Below are 17,040 nucleotides of genomic sequence, written 5' to 3'. Positions count from 1 at the left end.
CGATAATAAAAAAGAGGGAGCTAAGTCCCCCTTAATTTAACTGATTTAAGCTAACGCGCTTTTTGCCTTCTCGACTAATGCTGCAAATGCAACTTTATCAAAAACAGCAATATCAGATAAGATTTTACGGTCAATTTCAATTGAGGCTTTCTTCAAACCATTAATAAAACGACTATAAGACAAACCATTCTGACGAGCAGCAGCATTAATACGTGCGATCCACAATTGGCGGAACTGACGCTTACGCTGACGACGGTCACGATAGGCATACTGACCGGCTTTAATTACCGCCTGGAAAGCAACACGATAAACACGCGAACGAGCACCATAGTAACCTTTCGCTTGCTTTAATATTTTTTTGTGACGGGCGCGGGCTATTACACCACGTTTTACGCGAGCCATATATACCTCCTATCACTTCGAATTAAATTCGATAATCTTAAACTAAAAAATTCAAACTTATGCGTATGGCAAACAAGCCACTACCAAACCCAGGTCACCTTTAGAAACCATGGTTTTTGGTCGTAAATGACGCTTACGCTTAGTTGACTTTTTAGTCAGAATATGACGAAGGTTAGCGTGCTTACGTTTAAAACCACCACTGGCAGTTTTTTTAAAACGCTTTGCCGCACCACGTACTGTTTTGATCTTTGGCATTTTAAATATCCACTTCGCATTGTTAATTGTAACTAGCTAGGCGAATAGTTTTCCATCTAGATAGAACGCTATTACTTGATTACCTAACTATTTCTTTTTCGGTGCAAGCACCATGATCATCTGACGGCCTTCGATCTTGCTTGGAAAAGATTCGACGACTGACATCTCATCCAAATCGTTTTTGATACGATTAAGCATATCAATACCGATTTGTTGGTGCGCCATTTCACGACCACGAAACCGTAACGTGATTTTGGCTTTATCACCATCATCCAGAAAGCGAATCAGGTTGCGTAGTTTGACCTGATAATCACCTTCATCTGTACCAGGTCGGAATTTAATTTCCTTTACCTGAATAACTCTTTGTTTCTTTTTTTGCTCTTTGAGCGATTTACTCTTCTCATAGAGGAACTTGCCGTAATCCATAATACGGCAAACCGGCGGCTCGGCATTTGGACTGATTTCGACTAAATCAACACCAGCTTCCTCGGCTTTTTCAAGAGCTTCTTTTAGACTGATAATACCAATCTGCTCGCCATCTAAACCAGTTAAACGAACTTCAGAAGCACGAATCTCCGTATTAATACGATTCGGGCGCGCCGTTTGAATTCTTTTTCCGCCTTTAATACCTTATTCCTCCAGTTGATAAATACGACGAGTGCGAATTTCATCAAGCACTCTTTCTGCAAATTCTGTGACGTCAAATGTTCCTAAATCTTTACCATTACGGGTTCGAACAGATACCTGATCCGATTCAACTTCTTTATCACCACAAACTAGCATATAAGGAACACGACGCAAAGTATGCTCACGAATTTTAAAGCCTATTTTCTCGTTTCTCAAGTCCGCTTTTGCACGAATACCAAAATTACTCAATTTTTCTACTATTTTTTGTACAAAATCAGCCTGTGCATCTGTGATATTTATTATAACAATTTGTAATGGCGCTAACCAGGTTGGGAAGAAACCGGCATAATGCTCAGTTAAAATCCCAATAAAACGTTCAAGTGATCCTAAAACAGCACGATGGATCATTACTGGTACCTGACGTTCATTATTTTCATCCACATAGGAAACACCTAAGCGACCCGGTAATGAGAAATCGAGCTGTACAGTACCACATTGCCAAGCCCGATCCAAACAATCATACAGGGTAAATTCAATTTTAGGCCCATAAAATGCACCTTCACCGGGTTGATAATCAAATACAATATCCCCCAGTGCCTTGGCAAGATCGGTTTCTGCGCGATCCCATTGAGCATCAGTGCCTATTCGTTTTTCTGGCCGGGTTGACAGTTTAACGGCAATTTTTTCAAAACCAAAGGTTGCATACACATCATAAATCATTTTAATGCAACTTTTTACTTCAGTTAAAATCTGATCTTCAGTACAAAAAATATGCGCATCATCTTGGGTAAAACCACGCACTCGCATCAAACCATGTAAAGCGCCAGATGGCTCATTACGGTGACAGCTACCAAACTCCGCCATACGTAATGGTAAATCACGATAAGATTTCAAGCCTTGATTAAATATTTGTACATGCCCTGGGCAATTCATCGGTTTTATACAATATTCTCGGTTTTCCGATGATGTGGTAAACATGTTTTCTTTATAGTTTTCCCAGTGACCTGTTTTTTCCCAAAGAATCCGATCCATCATTAATGGACCTTTTACTTCTTGGTATTGATATTCAGTCAATTTAGTCCGGATAAAGGTTTCCAATTCACGAAATATTACCCAACCATCATTATGCCAAAACGCCATACCTGGAGCTTCTTCCTGCATATGATAAAGATCAAGTTGCTTACCTATCTTACGATGATCTCGCTTAGCCGCTTCTTCTAAACGTAATAAATAAGCAGCTAATTGTTTTTTATCAGCCCAGGCTGTTCCATAGATCCTTTGTAGCATTTTATTATCGCTATTACCGCGCCAATATGCACCAGCCACTTTTTGTAATTTGAAGTAATGACAAAAACGCATATTAGGGACATGCGGCCCACGACACATATCAATATATTCTTCATGATAATAAAGTCCAGGATGATCATTTTTATTAATATTTTCATCCAAAATTTTAACTTTATAATCCTCACCTCGAGCAACAAACGTATCCCTAGCTTCCTGCCAACTAACCCGCTTTTTGATAACATCATAGTTCGTTTCAGCAAGTTCGTGCATGCGCTGCTCAAGTTTTTCTAAATCTTCCTGGGTTAAAGCGTGTTCCAGATCAACGTCATAATAAAAACCATTTTCAATGATAGGACCAATTGCCATTTTAGTCGTTGGCCATAATTGTTTAATCGCATGACCAAGTAAATGTGCGCATGAGTGACGAATAATCCCTAAACCATCAAGATCTTTACTAGTAATAATGGCTAATTGAGCATCACTATTAATTATATCACTCGCATCAACAAGTTCACCATTAACACGACCGGCTAAACAAGCTTTTGCAAGACCTGAGCCAATATCCTTTGCAATATCCATTACTGAAACAGCATGCTCATATTGACGTTGACTTCCGTCAGGAAGAGTAATAACTGGCATTTAAAATCCTTAATTTACAGTGGTGACCCATACGCAAGATCACATGTATAGAAATATATTTTTATTAAAAGTGAGTTAAAGCAATTTCTTACTTCACCTTGTAAGTGATGTACGTGATAAAATACCTAAAATAGAGCAAAAGGAATACGTACTTGCATTAACTTAGCGGCGCATATTACCATCATGCAGGTCTAATTAATAGATTAAATCTGGGATAATAAGAATAAAACGCTAAAAAACTAGTGACAAAATAATTGTCAGCTAGTTAAATTTTGATTAATTAACTTAATTTAAATTTATTTTTTACTATACAATGAAATAGCAATAAAAAACTAGTTTAGTCTATCGCTAAAATTTTTAGTAAAAAATATAGTACGATAAAAGTCATTATCAATTTTCTTCTTATAAATCAACAATTAATCTATCATAGCTATTGAGTTGTAAGCGTTTTTAATTTTCCAAAGATAGCGTGGTGCCTGTGCATTAGGGTGATTTGTTTGAATATGTTGATAAAATTCTTCTGCTGTTAGTTCATTAATTTTATCGATTGCAACATGACGATTTTTATCAAAAATTCGTAATAATGCCCCAGCACCATTAGCATAAGCAACCACAGTTGCATAATAAAGTACTTTTGGATCACGAATGCCAACTAAATGATTTTTTTGAATAAAACGAATATAGGCGGTTCCCACATCAATATTGATCGCCGGATCTTTAAGTTGACTCGTGGTAGGTTGCCCCGCTTTGCCTTGTAACCGATACGCATCACGACCAGCAGTAGAAGCCTTAACTTGCATTAGACCTATTGCATTGGATTTACTCACAGCATTAACTCGAAAATTAGATTCCACTTTAATAATTGCTCTAATTAAATTTTCATCAATCGCATAGCGTTGCGCCGCTTGTTTAATTACAGCATCGTAAGGGGTTTTTGACGGTACACTTTCGGTTTGCTCTTCCATGAAATAGCGTAGATAATCGTTCTGATAAACTATTTTGGGGTTATTAGATTGTTTGCTTGAACAGCCAATTAATAAAACAATGAATACGACTCCACAACTTTTAAATTTCACCTTACACCAATCCTCTAGTGATATGATCTATTTAGCATAGCCTAATAAGATAAAAATAAAAAATGACCCTCTTTAGCGTTGAGTTGTGAAGAGGTTCTCAATCTGCTACTTACATTACAATTACAATAATAGGTCGTATTGACATCTTTCATATGTAGTTGATAATCATTCTCATTAAAGTGCAATTTACTACTTTTTTACCGGGAAACCACTTATGTATAAAAGATCCAACCTTTCATCTAAGCACACTTTTACTGGTTTAATAATAATTGCTGTTCTTCTTCTTTTTAATCCAATCGCTTACGCAAAAAAATTTACCGTTGTAACAACTTTTACTATTATTCAGGATATTGCGCAAAATGTGGCAGGTAATGCAGCCAATGTCCAATCAATTACCAAACCGGGGGCTGAAATTCATGAGTATCAACCAACTCCCAAAGACATATTAAAAGCACATAATGCTGATTTAATTTTATGGAATGGATTAGGACTTGAAACCTGGTTTAGTCGTTTTTTTGAAAACTTCAAACATATTCCTGCCGTTACAGTTACTAAAGGAATAAAACCGATGCCTATTCGAGAAGGGGAATATCAAGGAAATCCTAATCCTCATGCCTGGATGTCTGCCCAAAATGCATTGATCTACATTGAAAATATTCGGGCAGCACTAGTAAAATATGATCCTAAAAATACAGATATTTATAACCAAAATGCGAAAATATATGCTAGTAAAATTAGCAAAATTGATGCACCACTACGGAAAAGACTGGCACAAATCCCGCAGCAAAAACGTTGGCTAGTAACCAGTGAAGGTGCTTTTAGTTATTTGGCTAGCGATTATGGTTTTAAAGAAGCTTATTTGTGGCCAATTAATGCAGAAGAACAAGGTTCACCGCAACAAGTTCGTAAAGTTATCGATACTGTGAAAAAACATAATATTCCAGTTGTGTTTAGCGAAAGTACCGTTTCTGATAAACCAGCGAAACAAGTCAGCCGAGAAACCGGGGCTCAATATGGTGGTATACTCTATGTTGACTCTTTGTCTACCCCCGATGGCCCAGTTCCAACATATATCGAATTATTAAAAACTACCGTTGATACTATTGCAAAAGGTTTTGGTCAATAATAATGAGTAACAATATTTTTTACGAAAAACCAAACTTAGTTGTTGATAATGCTACTGTTACATACAATAACGGGCATACTGCTATTTACGATGCCAGTTTTAATATTACTGGTGGTTCAATTTGTGCGCTAGTAGGCGTTAATGGTAGTGGCAAATCAACGCTGTTTAAGACAATAATGGGTTTAGTAACACCAACAAAAGGACGTGTAACATTAAACAATGCTGCGATCAAAACAGCGCTTAAACAAAATATTATTGCTTACGTACCACAAACTGAAGAACTTGACTGGAACTTTCCAGTTCTAGTTTCCGATGTAGTTATGATGGGCCGCTACGGTAAAATGGGTATTTTACGTATTCCAAGCCAGCAAGATAAACAAATTGTTGCTGAAGCATTGGCGCGGGTTGATCTTACCGGTTTAGAACAACGACAAATAGGTGAGCTTTCTGGCGGCCAAAAGAAAAGAGTTTTTCTTGCGCGAGCACTTGCGCAAGAAGGAAAAGTATTAATGCTTGATGAACCTTTTACCGGCGTCGATGTAAAAACAGAAAATGCGATTATTGAGCTTTTACGCTCTTTACGTAGCAAGGGCTATTTAATTTTGGTTTCTACACATAACTTGGGAAGCGTGCCTGAATTTTGCGATCAAGTTATTTTAGTAAACCGAACTATACTGGCTAGCGGTCCGATCGAAACAACATTTACCCCAAAAAATCTTCAACTCGCCTTCGGCGGTGTACTACGCCATATTAATCTCTCTGGTGCAGAACTTCACGATGATGATGATCCTCGTTCATTAACTGTTATTACTGATGATGAAAGAGCAGCTGTTTATTATGGCAACCATGAACAAGCATCCGTCATTAAAAAGCAACCAAAGGAATAAATCATGTTGGATCTATTACTTCAACCTTTTGAATATAACTACATGGTTAAAGCAATCTGGATTAGTGCTATCGTTGGAGCAATCTGCGCTTTTCTGTCAGCTTATCTAATGTTAAAGGGGTGGTCGTTAATGGGCGATGCCCTTTCTCATTCTGTTGTTCCCGGAGTCGCAGGTGCCTATGCCCTTGGCCTTCCCTATTCTATAGGGGCATTTTTTACCGGTATTCTTGCCGCACTTTCCATGACATTGGTGCGCCATATTTCAAAACTAAAAGAAGATGCAGTAATTGGTTTTATTTTCTCCACCTTCTTTGCCATAGGATTGCTAATTCTTTCATTAAATCCCATTTCCGTTAATGTACAAACCATTATCTTTGGCAATATTTTAGGTATTGCAGATGAAGATGTATTACAAGTTGAAATTATTATTACCATTTCTTTTATTATACTTATGTTTATCTGGAAAGATTTACTTGCCGTATTCTTTGATGAAAATCATGCCCGTTCTATTGGACTAAATCCGCTAAAATTAAAAATTATTTTTTTTACCCTATTAAGCGCATGTACGGTTGCTGCCTTACAAACTGTGGGAGCCATACTTGTGATAGCAATGGTTATTACCCCAGGCGCTACAGCTTATTTACTCACGGATCAATTCAAGCGGTTACTTATTATTGCCATACTAATCGGATTTACTTCCAGTGCTCTTGGCTCTTATATCAGTTATTTTATTAATGGTGCGACAGGCGGAATTATCGTTACTTTGCAAACACTGATTTTTCTTTATGCCTTCTTTTTTGCCCCTAAATATGGTTTATTTGCTTTCCGCCGCAAAGCACGACAAGAAATTGTACACCTCAAACAGTTAAAACAAGAGGTAAGCAACAATGAATGATTTGATGGAATTATTAATAACACCTCTTACTTTTCCTTTTATGCAAAAAGCTATCATTACCGCCCTTGTAACCGGAACAGTGTGTGCTATTCTTTCCTGCTTTTTGATACTTAAAGGTTGGTCTTTAATGGGTGATGCTATTTCTCATGCTGTATTACCCGGCATCGTTATCGCCTTTGTTATTGGTATTCCTTTATCAATTGGTGCTTTTATATCAGGAATTTTTTGTGCATTCGCGACCGGTTATCTAAAAGAAAATAGCCGCATAAAAGAAGATACTGTCATGGGTATTATTTTTTCCGGTATGTTTGCCTTTGGATTAGTACTATTTGCCCGTATCGATACAGATCAACATCTTACCCATATTCTTTTTGGTAATATCCTTGGCATTACCAAAACTGAATTTAGACAAACGCTTTGGATCTCAGCTTTTACTATCGCGATTATCCTGTTAAAGCGCAAAGATTTTATGCTTTATTGTTTTGATCCTAATCAGGCAAAGGTTATTGGTTTACCTGTTAAACTTTTACATTATGGATTACTCTCTTTATTAGCACTTACCATTGTGGCATCTTTACAAGCGGTAGGAATAATTCTGGTCATTGCTATGCTTATTTCCCCTGGAATTATAGCTTTTACACTCTGTCAAAATTTCAATCGAATGTTAATTATTGCAGTTATTGCCTCAACCACATCCTCTTTAATAGGCACTATTTTGAGTTTTCATATTGATGCAGCAACGGGGCCTTGTATTGTAATAACTCAAGCAATTTATTTTATTGCTGCATTAATCCACAGCTATATTAGTAAAATAAAAAAGCGCTCTTCTTTCGATAAAATTTCAATTCATCCTTAAGCTAAGAAATATATTAAAAATAACCAGAAAAAATTAGGATTATCTTATTTATTACAGATGATAATCCTTAGTTTTTCATACAAATTCTATTTATTAACTATAAATTGTCATAATATGATCTCAAGAATTGAAATGAATAATGCAATAACTAGAATGTAAATAGGTAATAATTCATTTCATTATTCAAATTAACACTTTGTCATCATAAAAATCTTTACTAAAGCTAAATTAGAAAACAATATATTTAACAATCATAGCAAAATAAATATTCCAATTAATTGATTTAAAATAATTAATCGGAATTTGGTCAAAGCTGGCTCGCACAGAAGTTGACATTTCCTTGTCAGCTTTAATAAGCATTAATTGATATATCAAGGCTATTATTGTTAAATTGCTATAAAAACATTCAAAACAATAGTTTTATTGCTAGATAAGTTATTACTGATGATCTTCATTCAACTGTTCAATAAAATTATTTTTCAATTGATTATAATATAAAAAAACTACCAGCCTAAAATATTCATTATGAAGTAAAGTATTCCTCCTAATATAATCGGTAATATATACAAAATAAAAAACTGCTGGAAAATGGTATGACGAGGAATAGTAATTTTGGCTTCTATCTCTTCTTTTGATACTTCAGTACCTTTCGCTCTTTCAAAAATAAGATGATCTTCAATACTTTCTTTAATAAATTTCAATTGACGATTCATTCTGTTACCTGAAGCACTCAAAGCTTGACCAACAAACATTGAGAAAAATAGTAAAATAAAACCAAGATTAGCTGTCGAAAGTCCCATATGAGTACTGGGAATTGGTGAATTATGCCAAAAAAAATTTAAAAAGACCGTGTTTTGCCGTATAATAAGAGCCATAATTTTAATAAAATCATTGGCTACAGCATTTAAGCCATCCACTTGTAAACCTTGCTTTTCTGCTAGCAAAACTAATGAAACTACAGTAGACACCAACGCTAAAGAAAAAATTATCCATCCTAAAACACACTTTGTAATAGCGATATAAAATGCTGTTTGATAATTCATTAAATCTCCTCATATTTTTATATTACCATTTATATTAAATGAAAAAATGTTATCAAAAACATATAAATGTTATTTTATCACTAACCAAAATAAGACCTCACCTACCTATATTAAAAGATTTCTTTATTTTAAATTGATAGAATTAAGCAACAAATCATGAATAATAGGAGTGCTTTTAATGTCTCATGAGCTATCTATCAAAGCTGCTATTTTTGACATAAATGGGTTATTGATTAATTCTGAACCCCTTTGGAGCCAAGCAGAAAAAGAAATTCTTAGTAAACTTGGCGTTAATACTTCAATTGCTAATCAACTTCCCGACACTCTAGGATTACGTATCGATCAAGTGGTACAACTCTTGTATTTAGCTGCCCCCTGGCAAGGAACCTCATTAGAAGAGGTGGAACAAAAAATTGTTAGACGGGTTATTGAACTTATAGAAGAACAACGACCTTTATTACCAGGTGTTAAACATGCACTTCAACTATGTCAGGATCATAATTTAAAAATTGGTTTAGCATCAGCTTCACCAAAGCACATATTAGAAAAAGTACTCACTATGTTTAATATTCGCGATTACTTTTCAGCCGTAGTATCAGCGACACCATTACCCTACAGTAAACCCCATCCAGAAGTTTATTCACAAGCAGCGAAACTGCTAGCTATAGAACCAACACATTGTGTGGCTTTTGAAGACTCTTTTCATGGTATGATTGCGGTTAAAGCTGCACGTATGCGTAGTATCGTTGTCCCACCAAAAGATCATTTCACTGATCCACGTTGGACATTAGCAGACGTCAAACTCAATACGCTGGCTGAATTAACAACTAAGCATATCGTTTAAATTTGATCAATTGGCAGTAATTTGATGCATCAGTATACTGCCAAACTAATGCAATATCACTTCTCTTACAAAAAATTGCTCTTATTATTTAATAAATAAGATATTTTTTTAGATTACACTACTCAAACTAAACCAAAACTATTATACTTTGCAAACTGTATAAATAAACAGTTGGATATTATATGCTATGACTGCCACCGGGCATCTGTTTTTTTCAGTATCATCATTAATACTTGTGCATAAACTAGCAATAACACCTGAGTTTGCACATTGTGATTGGCTTCATTTATTAGCCGGTGCGCTACTTGGCGCACTGCTACCGGATATAGATCATCCATCCTCTTCTCTCGGACGCTTATTTCGTTTCATTTCTGTGCCAATTTGTCGTTTATGTGGTCACCGTGGTTTTACCCACAGTTTACTCGCATGGCTGCTCATTATGTTATTATCAACTCAATTGCCCAATAGTTACTGGCTTTCTGATGCCCTGATTCAAGCATTCTTATTAGGTTATTTTAGTCATTTAGTCGGGGATATGTTAACCGCGAAAGGGATACCTTTCTTATGGCCAGCAAAAATTTCTTTCTGTTTTCCTATCTTAGGTAAGAATTCTAATCAAAGAGCAGAACATTCTATCGCCATATTATTAGCTATTTGTGCGATCTTAATTCCATCGAACTATCAATTACCACTACGACCGCTGTTACAAGAAACAAAAAAAAAACGTTATTACATATGTAGTTAATGAATTAAATGATTTAATTTTATTCCATTCACGATGAAATATTATGAATATAAAATTGAATTTAGTTATAAGAAAATTATTTTTATTGCTGATAATATATAAGGGAAAATGAGTTTCATTGGAAGTTTTTCATCATCTTACTTCACCAATGACAAAAAATCTTATACCTAGAACAATAAACCGAGCTGGAGAGTGGGTATGAATTTCCCTGTAATTCTGAATGTACTTATCTTTATCCTATTATTGCTGTTATTGGCCAAAACTAAGTGCAGATGGATGGAGTCTATCAAAAAAAGTTTTTGTCGGTCTTCTTATTGGTACTGCTTTTGGTGTTGTTTTACATTCAGTATATGGTATTAATAACCTGAGTTCGGGATAAGAAATAAAGAGAAAGTCTTGATATTCAAATAGTTGAATGAGCCTGTTTTGTTAAAATACTCTAACAGTCTGGTTAAAGAGTAGAGCATTGTTAAACAATTATGGAAAATCTTACTGAACTTTATTGCCTGATGGATGATTTTTGCAAAGACTTCGAGCCAAAAATGCATGAATATTTGCTGACTAACGGTACTAAGCGTCGTAGACGGTCTACTCAGCTTTCGTTGGCGGAAATGATGACACTGGTTGTGTTGTTTCATCAACTCCGATTCAGGCAATTCAAGGTATTTTATCTCTATTATGTCCGCTTATATCTCCGGAAGGAATTTCCTAACTTGCCATCCTATTCACGCTGTGTAGAGTTACTTCCGCGTAGTGCCTTAGCGTTAACGGCACTGTTTGAGTCAATTAAGGGAAAATGCACGGGGCTATCGGTTGCCGATTCTACTCCGATAGCGGTGTGTGATAACTTACGGATCCGCAGACATAAAGTCTTCAATGGGATAGCTGAACGGGGAAAAAATTCAACAGGTTGGTTCTTTGGTTTCAAGCTTCATGTAATTATCAATCATTTGGGGGAAATACTCAGTTTTCGACTCACACCAGGAAACACCGATGATCGGAAACCATTGCCTGAGCTGACAAAGGATCTTTCTGGTTGTTTGTACGCAGATAAAGGGTATTTATCGGCTTCACTGAAACAGCAACTCAAAACGATGGGAATTAGCCTTATAACGAATATCAAGAAGAAAATGAAGCCTATTAAACAGACTTGTTTCGACAAAGCCATCTTGCGTCATCGTTCTGTCATTGAAACGGTATTTGATGAGTTAAAAAATCTTTGTCAAATAGAGCATACGCGACATCGCTCTCCGGCTAACTTTGTAGTGAATTTATTAGGCGGACTGGTTGCATATTGTTTAATGCCATCTAAACCAAAGATACCTGTTGCAGGTACGTATCTTCAAGTATAATTGATAATGCTTATCCCGAACTCAGGTTATTAATAATCAAATAGTGTATGATTCATTATCTTGGTTCAATATTGTAGGCAATGGGTATGTTAAATTACTTCAAATGATTATTATGCCTTTGGTATTTGCTTCCATACTAAATGCGGTAGCACGTTTGCATCAAACCTTTTCATTAGGAAAAATTAGTTTTTTCACCATTGGGATCCTTCTTTTTACAACAGCCATTGCCGCTCTCATCGGGATTATTATTACATATTGGTTTGGCTTAATTGCAGAAGGTCTGGTACAAACTAGTAGTGAAACTATTCAACTTGGGATAATAGAAAATAAGTACATCCACAAGGTTTCTGATTTAACAATACCTCAATTAATATTATCATTTATTCCTAAAAATCCATTTGCCGATCTTGCTGGAGTTAATCCAACATCTATTATTAGCGTTGTTATTTTTTCTACCTTTTTAGGCATAGCGGCTCTCCAATTAGCTAAAACGAATCCCGAAAAAGGTGAAAAAATATTATCTGCTATTGATATTTTTCAATCCTGGATCATGAAGCTGGTTCGACTAGTTATACGGCTTACACCATATGGAGTAATGGCTTTAATGATTAAAGTTGTTGCTAATTCAAACCTACAAGATATTATTAAACTTGGCAGTTTTGTCTTTGCTTCTTATTTAGCGTTATCCTTAATGTTTATTGTCCATGCTATACTTCTTTCTTTCTCTGGCATTAATCCGATAAAATTTTTAAAAAAAGTCATTCCTGTATTAATTTTTGCATTTACTAGTCGTTCAAGTGCTGGCAGTATTGCATTAAACGTTGAAACGCAAACTCAGCAACTGGGCATTCCTGAATCAATTGCTAATTTTTCAGCATCCTTCGGCACAACAATTGGTCAAAATGGATGCGCAGGTATTTACCCCGCAATGCTTGCTGTAATGGTTGCCCCAACGGTAGAAATCAATCCCCTGGATCCTATATGGATCGCTACACTTGTTGGTATTGTGACCATAAGTTCTGCCGGGGTTGCCGGCGTAGGTGGGGGAGCAACTTTTGCTGCATTAATGGTTTTACCCGCGATGGGATTACCAATTACTTTAGTAGCGTTACTTATTTCGATTGAACCATTGATCGATATGGGAAGAACTGCATTAAATGTTAATGGCTCAATGGTTGCAGGAACAATTACTAGCCAATTGATGCATCAAACGGATAAAAGTATTTTCGATAAATAGTATTTCAAACTTATAATCTCTGTTCAAAAGTCCTATTAGAAATCTCTTTAGGACTTTAAAACAACTAGTCAACTTTATGAAATAGATTATTTTTATTATTAAATACGATTGACAATAACGATTATTTTGAAACTTAAATAATTATTTTGTCTATTCATAATTTTCATTTTAAATCCACTAGATAACCAATAAATGCATACTATAAAATAAATATCCTGTTTCTCACAATTGTAGAATTATTAACAGTTTTTTTACTAGATGAAAAATTACCACCAGGTATAAAAATGGTGAACAGGCCCAATTCCTTCGCCAACATTTAATCTATTGGCATGCTTCAAGGTATTTTGCACATAATTTTTAGCTGCAATAATTGTATCTTGCCAGTTGTCAAAGTAAGGACGCTTAGCAGCCAACGCTGCAGATAATGTACAACCAGTACCATGAGTATTTTGGGTTCTTACTTTAGGTAATGAATATCGCCATTCACCACTATGTGTAATAAGCCAATCGGGGCTTTCTTTATTATCAAGATGTCCACCCTTTATAAGCACAGCCGGGCAGCCAAATGATAATAGTTTTCTTCCTTGAGATACCATCTCCTGTTCATTTCTAGCTATATTGCAATTAAGAAGTACTGCTGCCTCAGGCAAATTGGGGGTAATAAGAGACACTTTAGGTAACAAAATACGAATAAGACTATCGATTGCATCAGCATCCAATAATGGTACCCCACTTTTCGCAAGCATAACGGTATCTAGTACCGTAAAAGATAATGAATATTTTTCTAGTTCCGCTGCTACTATGGATATATTTGTAGCATTTGATAACATACCAATTTTCACACTATCAATTCGAACATCAGTTAATACTGATTCAAGTTGTGAAGCGACAATTTCGCCAGGAAGATTATGAATTGACTGTACTGCGCAAGTATTTTGCGCAACTAATGCGGTTATCACAGCTGCACCATAATTTCCTAATGAGGAAAATACTTTCAAATCAGCATGTATACCTGCACCACCCGTTGGATCAGTTCCAGCAATTGATAAGGAATTATAAATCATAAATTTTCCTAATATTAAAATATTAATCAAAATAATTTATGCTACCTTAGTTGACTTATTAGATTAAACCAATAGTTATTTTATATCAGAACAAATGAATATATTACCTTTACTACCCTATTTCACTATTTTTTGTTTAGTGTTAAGATATAATAAAAATCATTCTCATTATATATCTTTTATCAATTTTGTATTTTTAATGAAATAACCCAAATATAACTAATTTTGTTGTACTTAAGCATAATATTCTTCTTATCAAGAATGGCTTTAAAACTAAAAATTTTTTATTGTATTTTATAAAATGAAATAATAAATAATTTATCTATCAATAGCGCTCATTTTATATAAATAAAACCAATGGATATCACAGATTAGTCTCTTGCTTTAGCATAAAATAGTATTCAATATTGACAAGTTTATTGATAGGAACCAGTTATTATCAATAATAAAATTAAAATCAATTTTTTTCAAAACAAAAAAATAACACTATTATTGGATTATATTATATTTCAATCGTGAAATATAATGAATCTTACAAGACTATCTGTTTTTATTAATTTAAATAAAAATTTTATATAGATAATAGTACATTTAAAATTGGATACCTAATACTAATTAACAAATACCATTTATAACTAATAAAATGATTTAACTGCATAAAAAATTAATGTAGCGCATAAAATGGCATTTATTATACAGTTTATTAAATGAAAATTGAATAATAAAGTATAAGAAATAAAAAAAATGCGACGACAATCTTGTTATTAATGCTAATGTTATTTTTATTGAAAATGCCAAACTCTCAACAACGCTTTAATATTCAAATTATCTTAATATAAATTTTTTATTACTTATCCTTTGGCTAACTCAACGGCTGTGGAATATAGTTAAAAAATTTTCTATACATAACCAAATACTATAGATGTTTTAAGCATAATAAATATTTAACTTTAATAATTCATTCTATCGTGAGATAACTCACTTGAAAGTTAATATATAACAATTCTTTCCTCTATCTAAAATAATATAACTAATAAACTATAAACACATTGATTAGTTTAAGTCGCTAATCATAACTTTACACTAAAAATATGACATTAATAATTTTATGATTTCAGTTAAATTAGTTGATAAAATTAATAATGCAGTTTGATAATTTATTTGATTCATTATTAGTACAATTTAATATTTTTAAAAAAGATTTACACTAACAATACTTAATTAATTTATAATTTGAGTAATAATGGGCTATTTTACCAAATTGCATAATTAAATAACAAACATTTAATTAACATATAGATATAATTTTCAAATTTTATTTAACGTTTATATTCTTTTCAATAAAACAAATTATAATCAATCTTACATACATTTAAGCTACCGTGATTTCCCTGGTGTAATATAGCGATTTGAATGATATACTATAAGATAATACTATTTTAATTTTAGATAATAATTTGAGATAAATTATAATTTAATTTGTAATTTTTTTAAATAATTGTAGATGTGTGTAATAAGAAGATATCGTTTAGGGGGTTTTTCATTCCATAATATTTCCGTACCATCTTTTATAATTGCACAAATCATACCATTTGGCATTATTTTCAAATCAAGATAACCACTAACATTGTAAAGTTTTTTTCGTACTCTTGAAAACAATTGGCTAACGTTATTTGCTGTAATACTCCTATATCTATCCATCCACACATACTGAATAAGGTGTTCTAAATCCATCGTATCCTTGCCATGAGAAAAATTGAGGATAACTTCAAGCATAAGAAATTCTTTAGGGGTTAATTTTACAACTTCATCTTCTACTTCAACCGTCCTACCAACGCTATTGATAACTATATACGACTTCATAGCTTCCTCCTCCTGATAAAATATCAATAAACTAATATAGTTATACTTATATCAATAAAGAATACAAAACTATACTTTTTTATTGAGCTTATGTTCAAAATTTTGATAATAGTTTTTTTAAATACTAAATTAACTAAATTAACTAAATTAACTAAATTAACTAAATTAACTAAATTAACTAAATTAACTAAATTAACTAAATTAACTAAATTAACTAAATTCATTTTACAGCAATAACAGGTTTAATTAACATAAATTTTATTTCATTTAATGAAATTTGGTTCCTAATAGTATCTAAATATTATTACTAATTATGGAAAATTTTAAAGCCATCTTTATCTCTTTTATTAAAAAAAAATCAATTATATCTTTCCAAACAGTATATTTATAAAATAACGCACGAGCCATTACAGTAATTGTAATGGCTGTAACAATAAAGTTTAATATTTGTCTTATTTTTGTTTCAATAAAATCCTTTAAAAAAGTAAATCTAGAATCTGGGGGTTATACCCATATGCCTAAAGAAAATGATGTTCTTTTATGGTGTCTTATAGGTTTGTTTTCTGCATGGGGAGGTGCTACTAGATATATATTAAATACGGAAAAAAAGAAATCAAAACGACGATGGATAGCGATGATATTTGAAATGATTATATCTTGCTTTACTGGATTTATTGGAGGCTTATTAGCTATGGAATATGGCTCTAGTGACTATATTGCACTAGTAGTTGCGGGCTTACTAGGATCCATGGGTGGTACAGGATTAAAATTACTATACCAAAAAGTTTTCAATTTAAAGGTTGATAAAAAATAATTTACTTTTATAACTACCATAATTATAGA

Annotated in this window: 16 protein-coding genes and 1 pseudogene; 9 read left to right on the top strand and 8 right to left on the bottom strand. The window is 33.6% G+C overall.

Features of this window, described 5'->3' with window-relative positions; all coding sequences use genetic code 11:
* Positions 1-45 precede the first annotated feature (45 nt).
* The 5 genes from rplT to V3224_RS03000 form a co-directional block, all read right to left on the bottom strand.
* Positions 46-402 carry a 50S ribosomal protein L20 gene (gene rplT / locus V3224_RS03020; protein WP_026821652.1) on the bottom strand — a complete coding sequence of 119 codons (357 nt, stop codon included), beginning with the start codon at positions 400-402 and terminating at the stop codon, positions 46-48.
* Positions 403-459: 57 nt separating this feature from the next.
* Positions 460-657 (bottom strand): 50S ribosomal protein L35, encoded by a 198-nt coding sequence (gene rpmI, locus V3224_RS03015; RefSeq protein ID WP_026821653.1) that lies wholly within the window; start codon positions 655-657, stop codon positions 460-462.
* Between the two features lie 87 nt (positions 658-744).
* Complete coding sequence (infC, locus tag V3224_RS03010; RefSeq protein WP_072012869.1) at positions 745-1,284, bottom strand: translation initiation factor IF-3; 540 nt, start codon at positions 1,282-1,284, stop codon at positions 745-747.
* Between the two features lie 3 nt (positions 1,285-1,287).
* Positions 1,288-3,210, bottom strand: coding sequence for a threonine--tRNA ligase (thrS, locus tag V3224_RS03005; protein WP_334468430.1), 1,923 nt, complete (start codon positions 3,208-3,210; stop codon positions 1,288-1,290).
* 416 nt (positions 3,211-3,626) lie between these two features.
* Positions 3,627-4,286, bottom strand: a complete 660-nt coding sequence (locus V3224_RS03000; protein ID WP_334468429.1) for a transglycosylase SLT domain-containing protein — start codon at positions 4,284-4,286, stop codon at positions 3,627-3,629.
* Between the two features lie 214 nt (positions 4,287-4,500).
* Between V3224_RS03000 and V3224_RS02995 the strand changes: the two genes are divergently transcribed.
* Genes V3224_RS02995 through V3224_RS02980 form a run of 4 tightly spaced genes read left to right on the top strand, consistent with a single transcriptional unit; the run spans position 4,501 to position 8,049 of the window.
* A complete protein-coding gene (locus tag V3224_RS02995) occupies positions 4,501-5,412 on the top strand; it encodes a metal ABC transporter substrate-binding protein (protein ID WP_334468428.1) in 912 nt (303 codons plus the stop codon).
* A 2-nt stretch (positions 5,413-5,414) separates the two neighbouring features.
* Positions 5,415-6,299: a manganese/iron ABC transporter ATP-binding protein gene (locus V3224_RS02990; RefSeq protein WP_334468427.1), complete on the top strand. Its 885-nt coding sequence runs from the start codon at positions 5,415-5,417 to the stop codon at positions 6,297-6,299.
* A 3-nt stretch (positions 6,300-6,302) separates the two neighbouring features.
* On the top strand, positions 6,303-7,193 hold the full coding sequence (locus tag V3224_RS02985; RefSeq protein ID WP_334468426.1) for a metal ABC transporter permease: 891 nt from the start codon (positions 6,303-6,305) through the stop codon (positions 7,191-7,193).
* Positions 7,186-8,049, top strand: a complete 864-nt coding sequence (locus tag V3224_RS02980) for a metal ABC transporter permease (RefSeq protein ID WP_334468425.1) — start codon at positions 7,186-7,188, stop codon at positions 8,047-8,049. Before V3224_RS02985 ends, V3224_RS02980 begins: the two co-directional genes overlap by 8 nt.
* Before the next feature lie 503 nt (positions 8,050-8,552).
* Here V3224_RS02980 and V3224_RS02975 read toward each other — a convergent pair.
* Positions 8,553-9,092, bottom strand: coding sequence for a YniB family protein (locus tag V3224_RS02975; RefSeq protein WP_334468424.1), 540 nt, complete (start codon positions 9,090-9,092; stop codon positions 8,553-8,555).
* A gap of 178 nt (positions 9,093-9,270) precedes the next feature.
* Between V3224_RS02975 and hxpB the strand changes: the two genes are divergently transcribed.
* The 4 genes and pseudogenes from hxpB to V3224_RS02955 all read left to right on the top strand — a co-directional run.
* Positions 9,271-9,936 carry a hexitol phosphatase HxpB gene (gene hxpB / locus V3224_RS02970; protein ID WP_334468423.1) on the top strand — a complete coding sequence of 222 codons (666 nt, stop codon included), beginning with the start codon at positions 9,271-9,273 and terminating at the stop codon, positions 9,934-9,936.
* 187 nt (positions 9,937-10,123) lie between these two features.
* Positions 10,124-10,681 carry a metal-dependent hydrolase gene (locus V3224_RS02965; RefSeq protein ID WP_334468422.1) on the top strand — a complete coding sequence of 186 codons (558 nt, stop codon included), beginning with the start codon at positions 10,124-10,126 and terminating at the stop codon, positions 10,679-10,681.
* Positions 10,682-11,160: 479 nt separating this feature from the next.
* Positions 11,161-12,033 (top strand): IS982 family transposase, encoded by an 873-nt coding sequence (locus V3224_RS02960; RefSeq protein WP_334467716.1) that lies wholly within the window; start codon positions 11,161-11,163, stop codon positions 12,031-12,033.
* Between the two features lie 49 nt (positions 12,034-12,082).
* A pseudogene (locus V3224_RS02955) lies at positions 12,083-13,270 on the top strand (L-cystine transporter); the annotation flags it as partial.
* 266 nt (positions 13,271-13,536) lie between these two features.
* Here V3224_RS02955 and thiD read toward each other — a convergent pair.
* Positions 13,537-14,334, bottom strand: a complete 798-nt coding sequence (thiD, locus tag V3224_RS02950; protein ID WP_334468749.1) for a bifunctional hydroxymethylpyrimidine kinase/phosphomethylpyrimidine kinase — start codon at positions 14,332-14,334, stop codon at positions 13,537-13,539.
* A gap of 1,467 nt (positions 14,335-15,801) precedes the next feature.
* Positions 15,802-16,197, bottom strand: coding sequence for a winged helix-turn-helix domain-containing protein (locus V3224_RS02945; RefSeq protein ID WP_334468421.1), 396 nt, complete (start codon positions 16,195-16,197; stop codon positions 15,802-15,804).
* A 514-nt stretch (positions 16,198-16,711) separates the two neighbouring features.
* Between V3224_RS02945 and V3224_RS02940 the strand changes: the two genes are divergently transcribed.
* Positions 16,712-17,011 (top strand): phage holin family protein, encoded by a 300-nt coding sequence (locus V3224_RS02940; RefSeq protein WP_032116003.1) that lies wholly within the window; start codon positions 16,712-16,714, stop codon positions 17,009-17,011.
* Positions 17,012-17,040 lie beyond the last annotated feature (29 nt).

The organism is Arsenophonus sp. PmNCSU2021_1, from assembly GCF_036919435.1.
Taxonomy (GTDB): domain Bacteria; phylum Pseudomonadota; class Gammaproteobacteria; order Enterobacterales; family Enterobacteriaceae; genus Arsenophonus; species Arsenophonus nilaparvatae.
This window is presented reverse-complemented; position numbering and strand designations above follow the sequence as displayed.

Excerpts from the sequence above, each read along its gene's own strand:
- rplT (WP_026821652.1), bottom strand. The coding sequence starts at position 402 with ATGGCTCGCGTAAAACGTGGTGTAATAGCCCGCGCCCGTCACAAAAAA.
- rpmI (WP_026821653.1), bottom strand. The coding sequence starts at position 657 with ATGCCAAAGATCAAAACAGTACGTGGTGCGGCAAAGCGTTTTAAAAAA.
- thrS (WP_334468430.1), bottom strand. The coding sequence starts at position 3,210 with ATGCCAGTTATTACTCTTCCTGACGGAAGTCAACGTCAATATGAGCAT.
- V3224_RS02995 (WP_334468428.1), top strand. The coding sequence starts at position 4,501 with ATGTATAAAAGATCCAACCTTTCATCTAAGCACACTTTTACTGGTTTA.
- V3224_RS02990 (WP_334468427.1), top strand. The coding sequence starts at position 5,415 with ATGAGTAACAATATTTTTTACGAAAAACCAAACTTAGTTGTTGATAAT.
- V3224_RS02985 (WP_334468426.1), top strand. The coding sequence starts at position 6,303 with ATGTTGGATCTATTACTTCAACCTTTTGAATATAACTACATGGTTAAA.
- V3224_RS02980 (WP_334468425.1), top strand. The coding sequence starts at position 7,186 with ATGAATGATTTGATGGAATTATTAATAACACCTCTTACTTTTCCTTTT.
- V3224_RS02975 (WP_334468424.1), bottom strand. The coding sequence starts at position 9,092 with ATGAATTATCAAACAGCATTTTATATCGCTATTACAAAGTGTGTTTTA.
- hxpB (WP_334468423.1), top strand. The coding sequence starts at position 9,271 with ATGTCTCATGAGCTATCTATCAAAGCTGCTATTTTTGACATAAATGGG.
- V3224_RS02965 (WP_334468422.1), top strand. The coding sequence starts at position 10,124 with ATGACTGCCACCGGGCATCTGTTTTTTTCAGTATCATCATTAATACTT.
- V3224_RS02960 (WP_334467716.1), top strand. The coding sequence starts at position 11,161 with ATGGAAAATCTTACTGAACTTTATTGCCTGATGGATGATTTTTGCAAA.
- thiD (WP_334468749.1), bottom strand. The coding sequence starts at position 14,334 with ATGATTTATAATTCCTTATCAATTGCTGGAACTGATCCAACGGGTGGT.
- V3224_RS02945 (WP_334468421.1), bottom strand. The coding sequence starts at position 16,197 with ATGAAGTCGTATATAGTTATCAATAGCGTTGGTAGGACGGTTGAAGTA.
- V3224_RS02940 (WP_032116003.1), top strand. The coding sequence starts at position 16,712 with ATGCCTAAAGAAAATGATGTTCTTTTATGGTGTCTTATAGGTTTGTTT.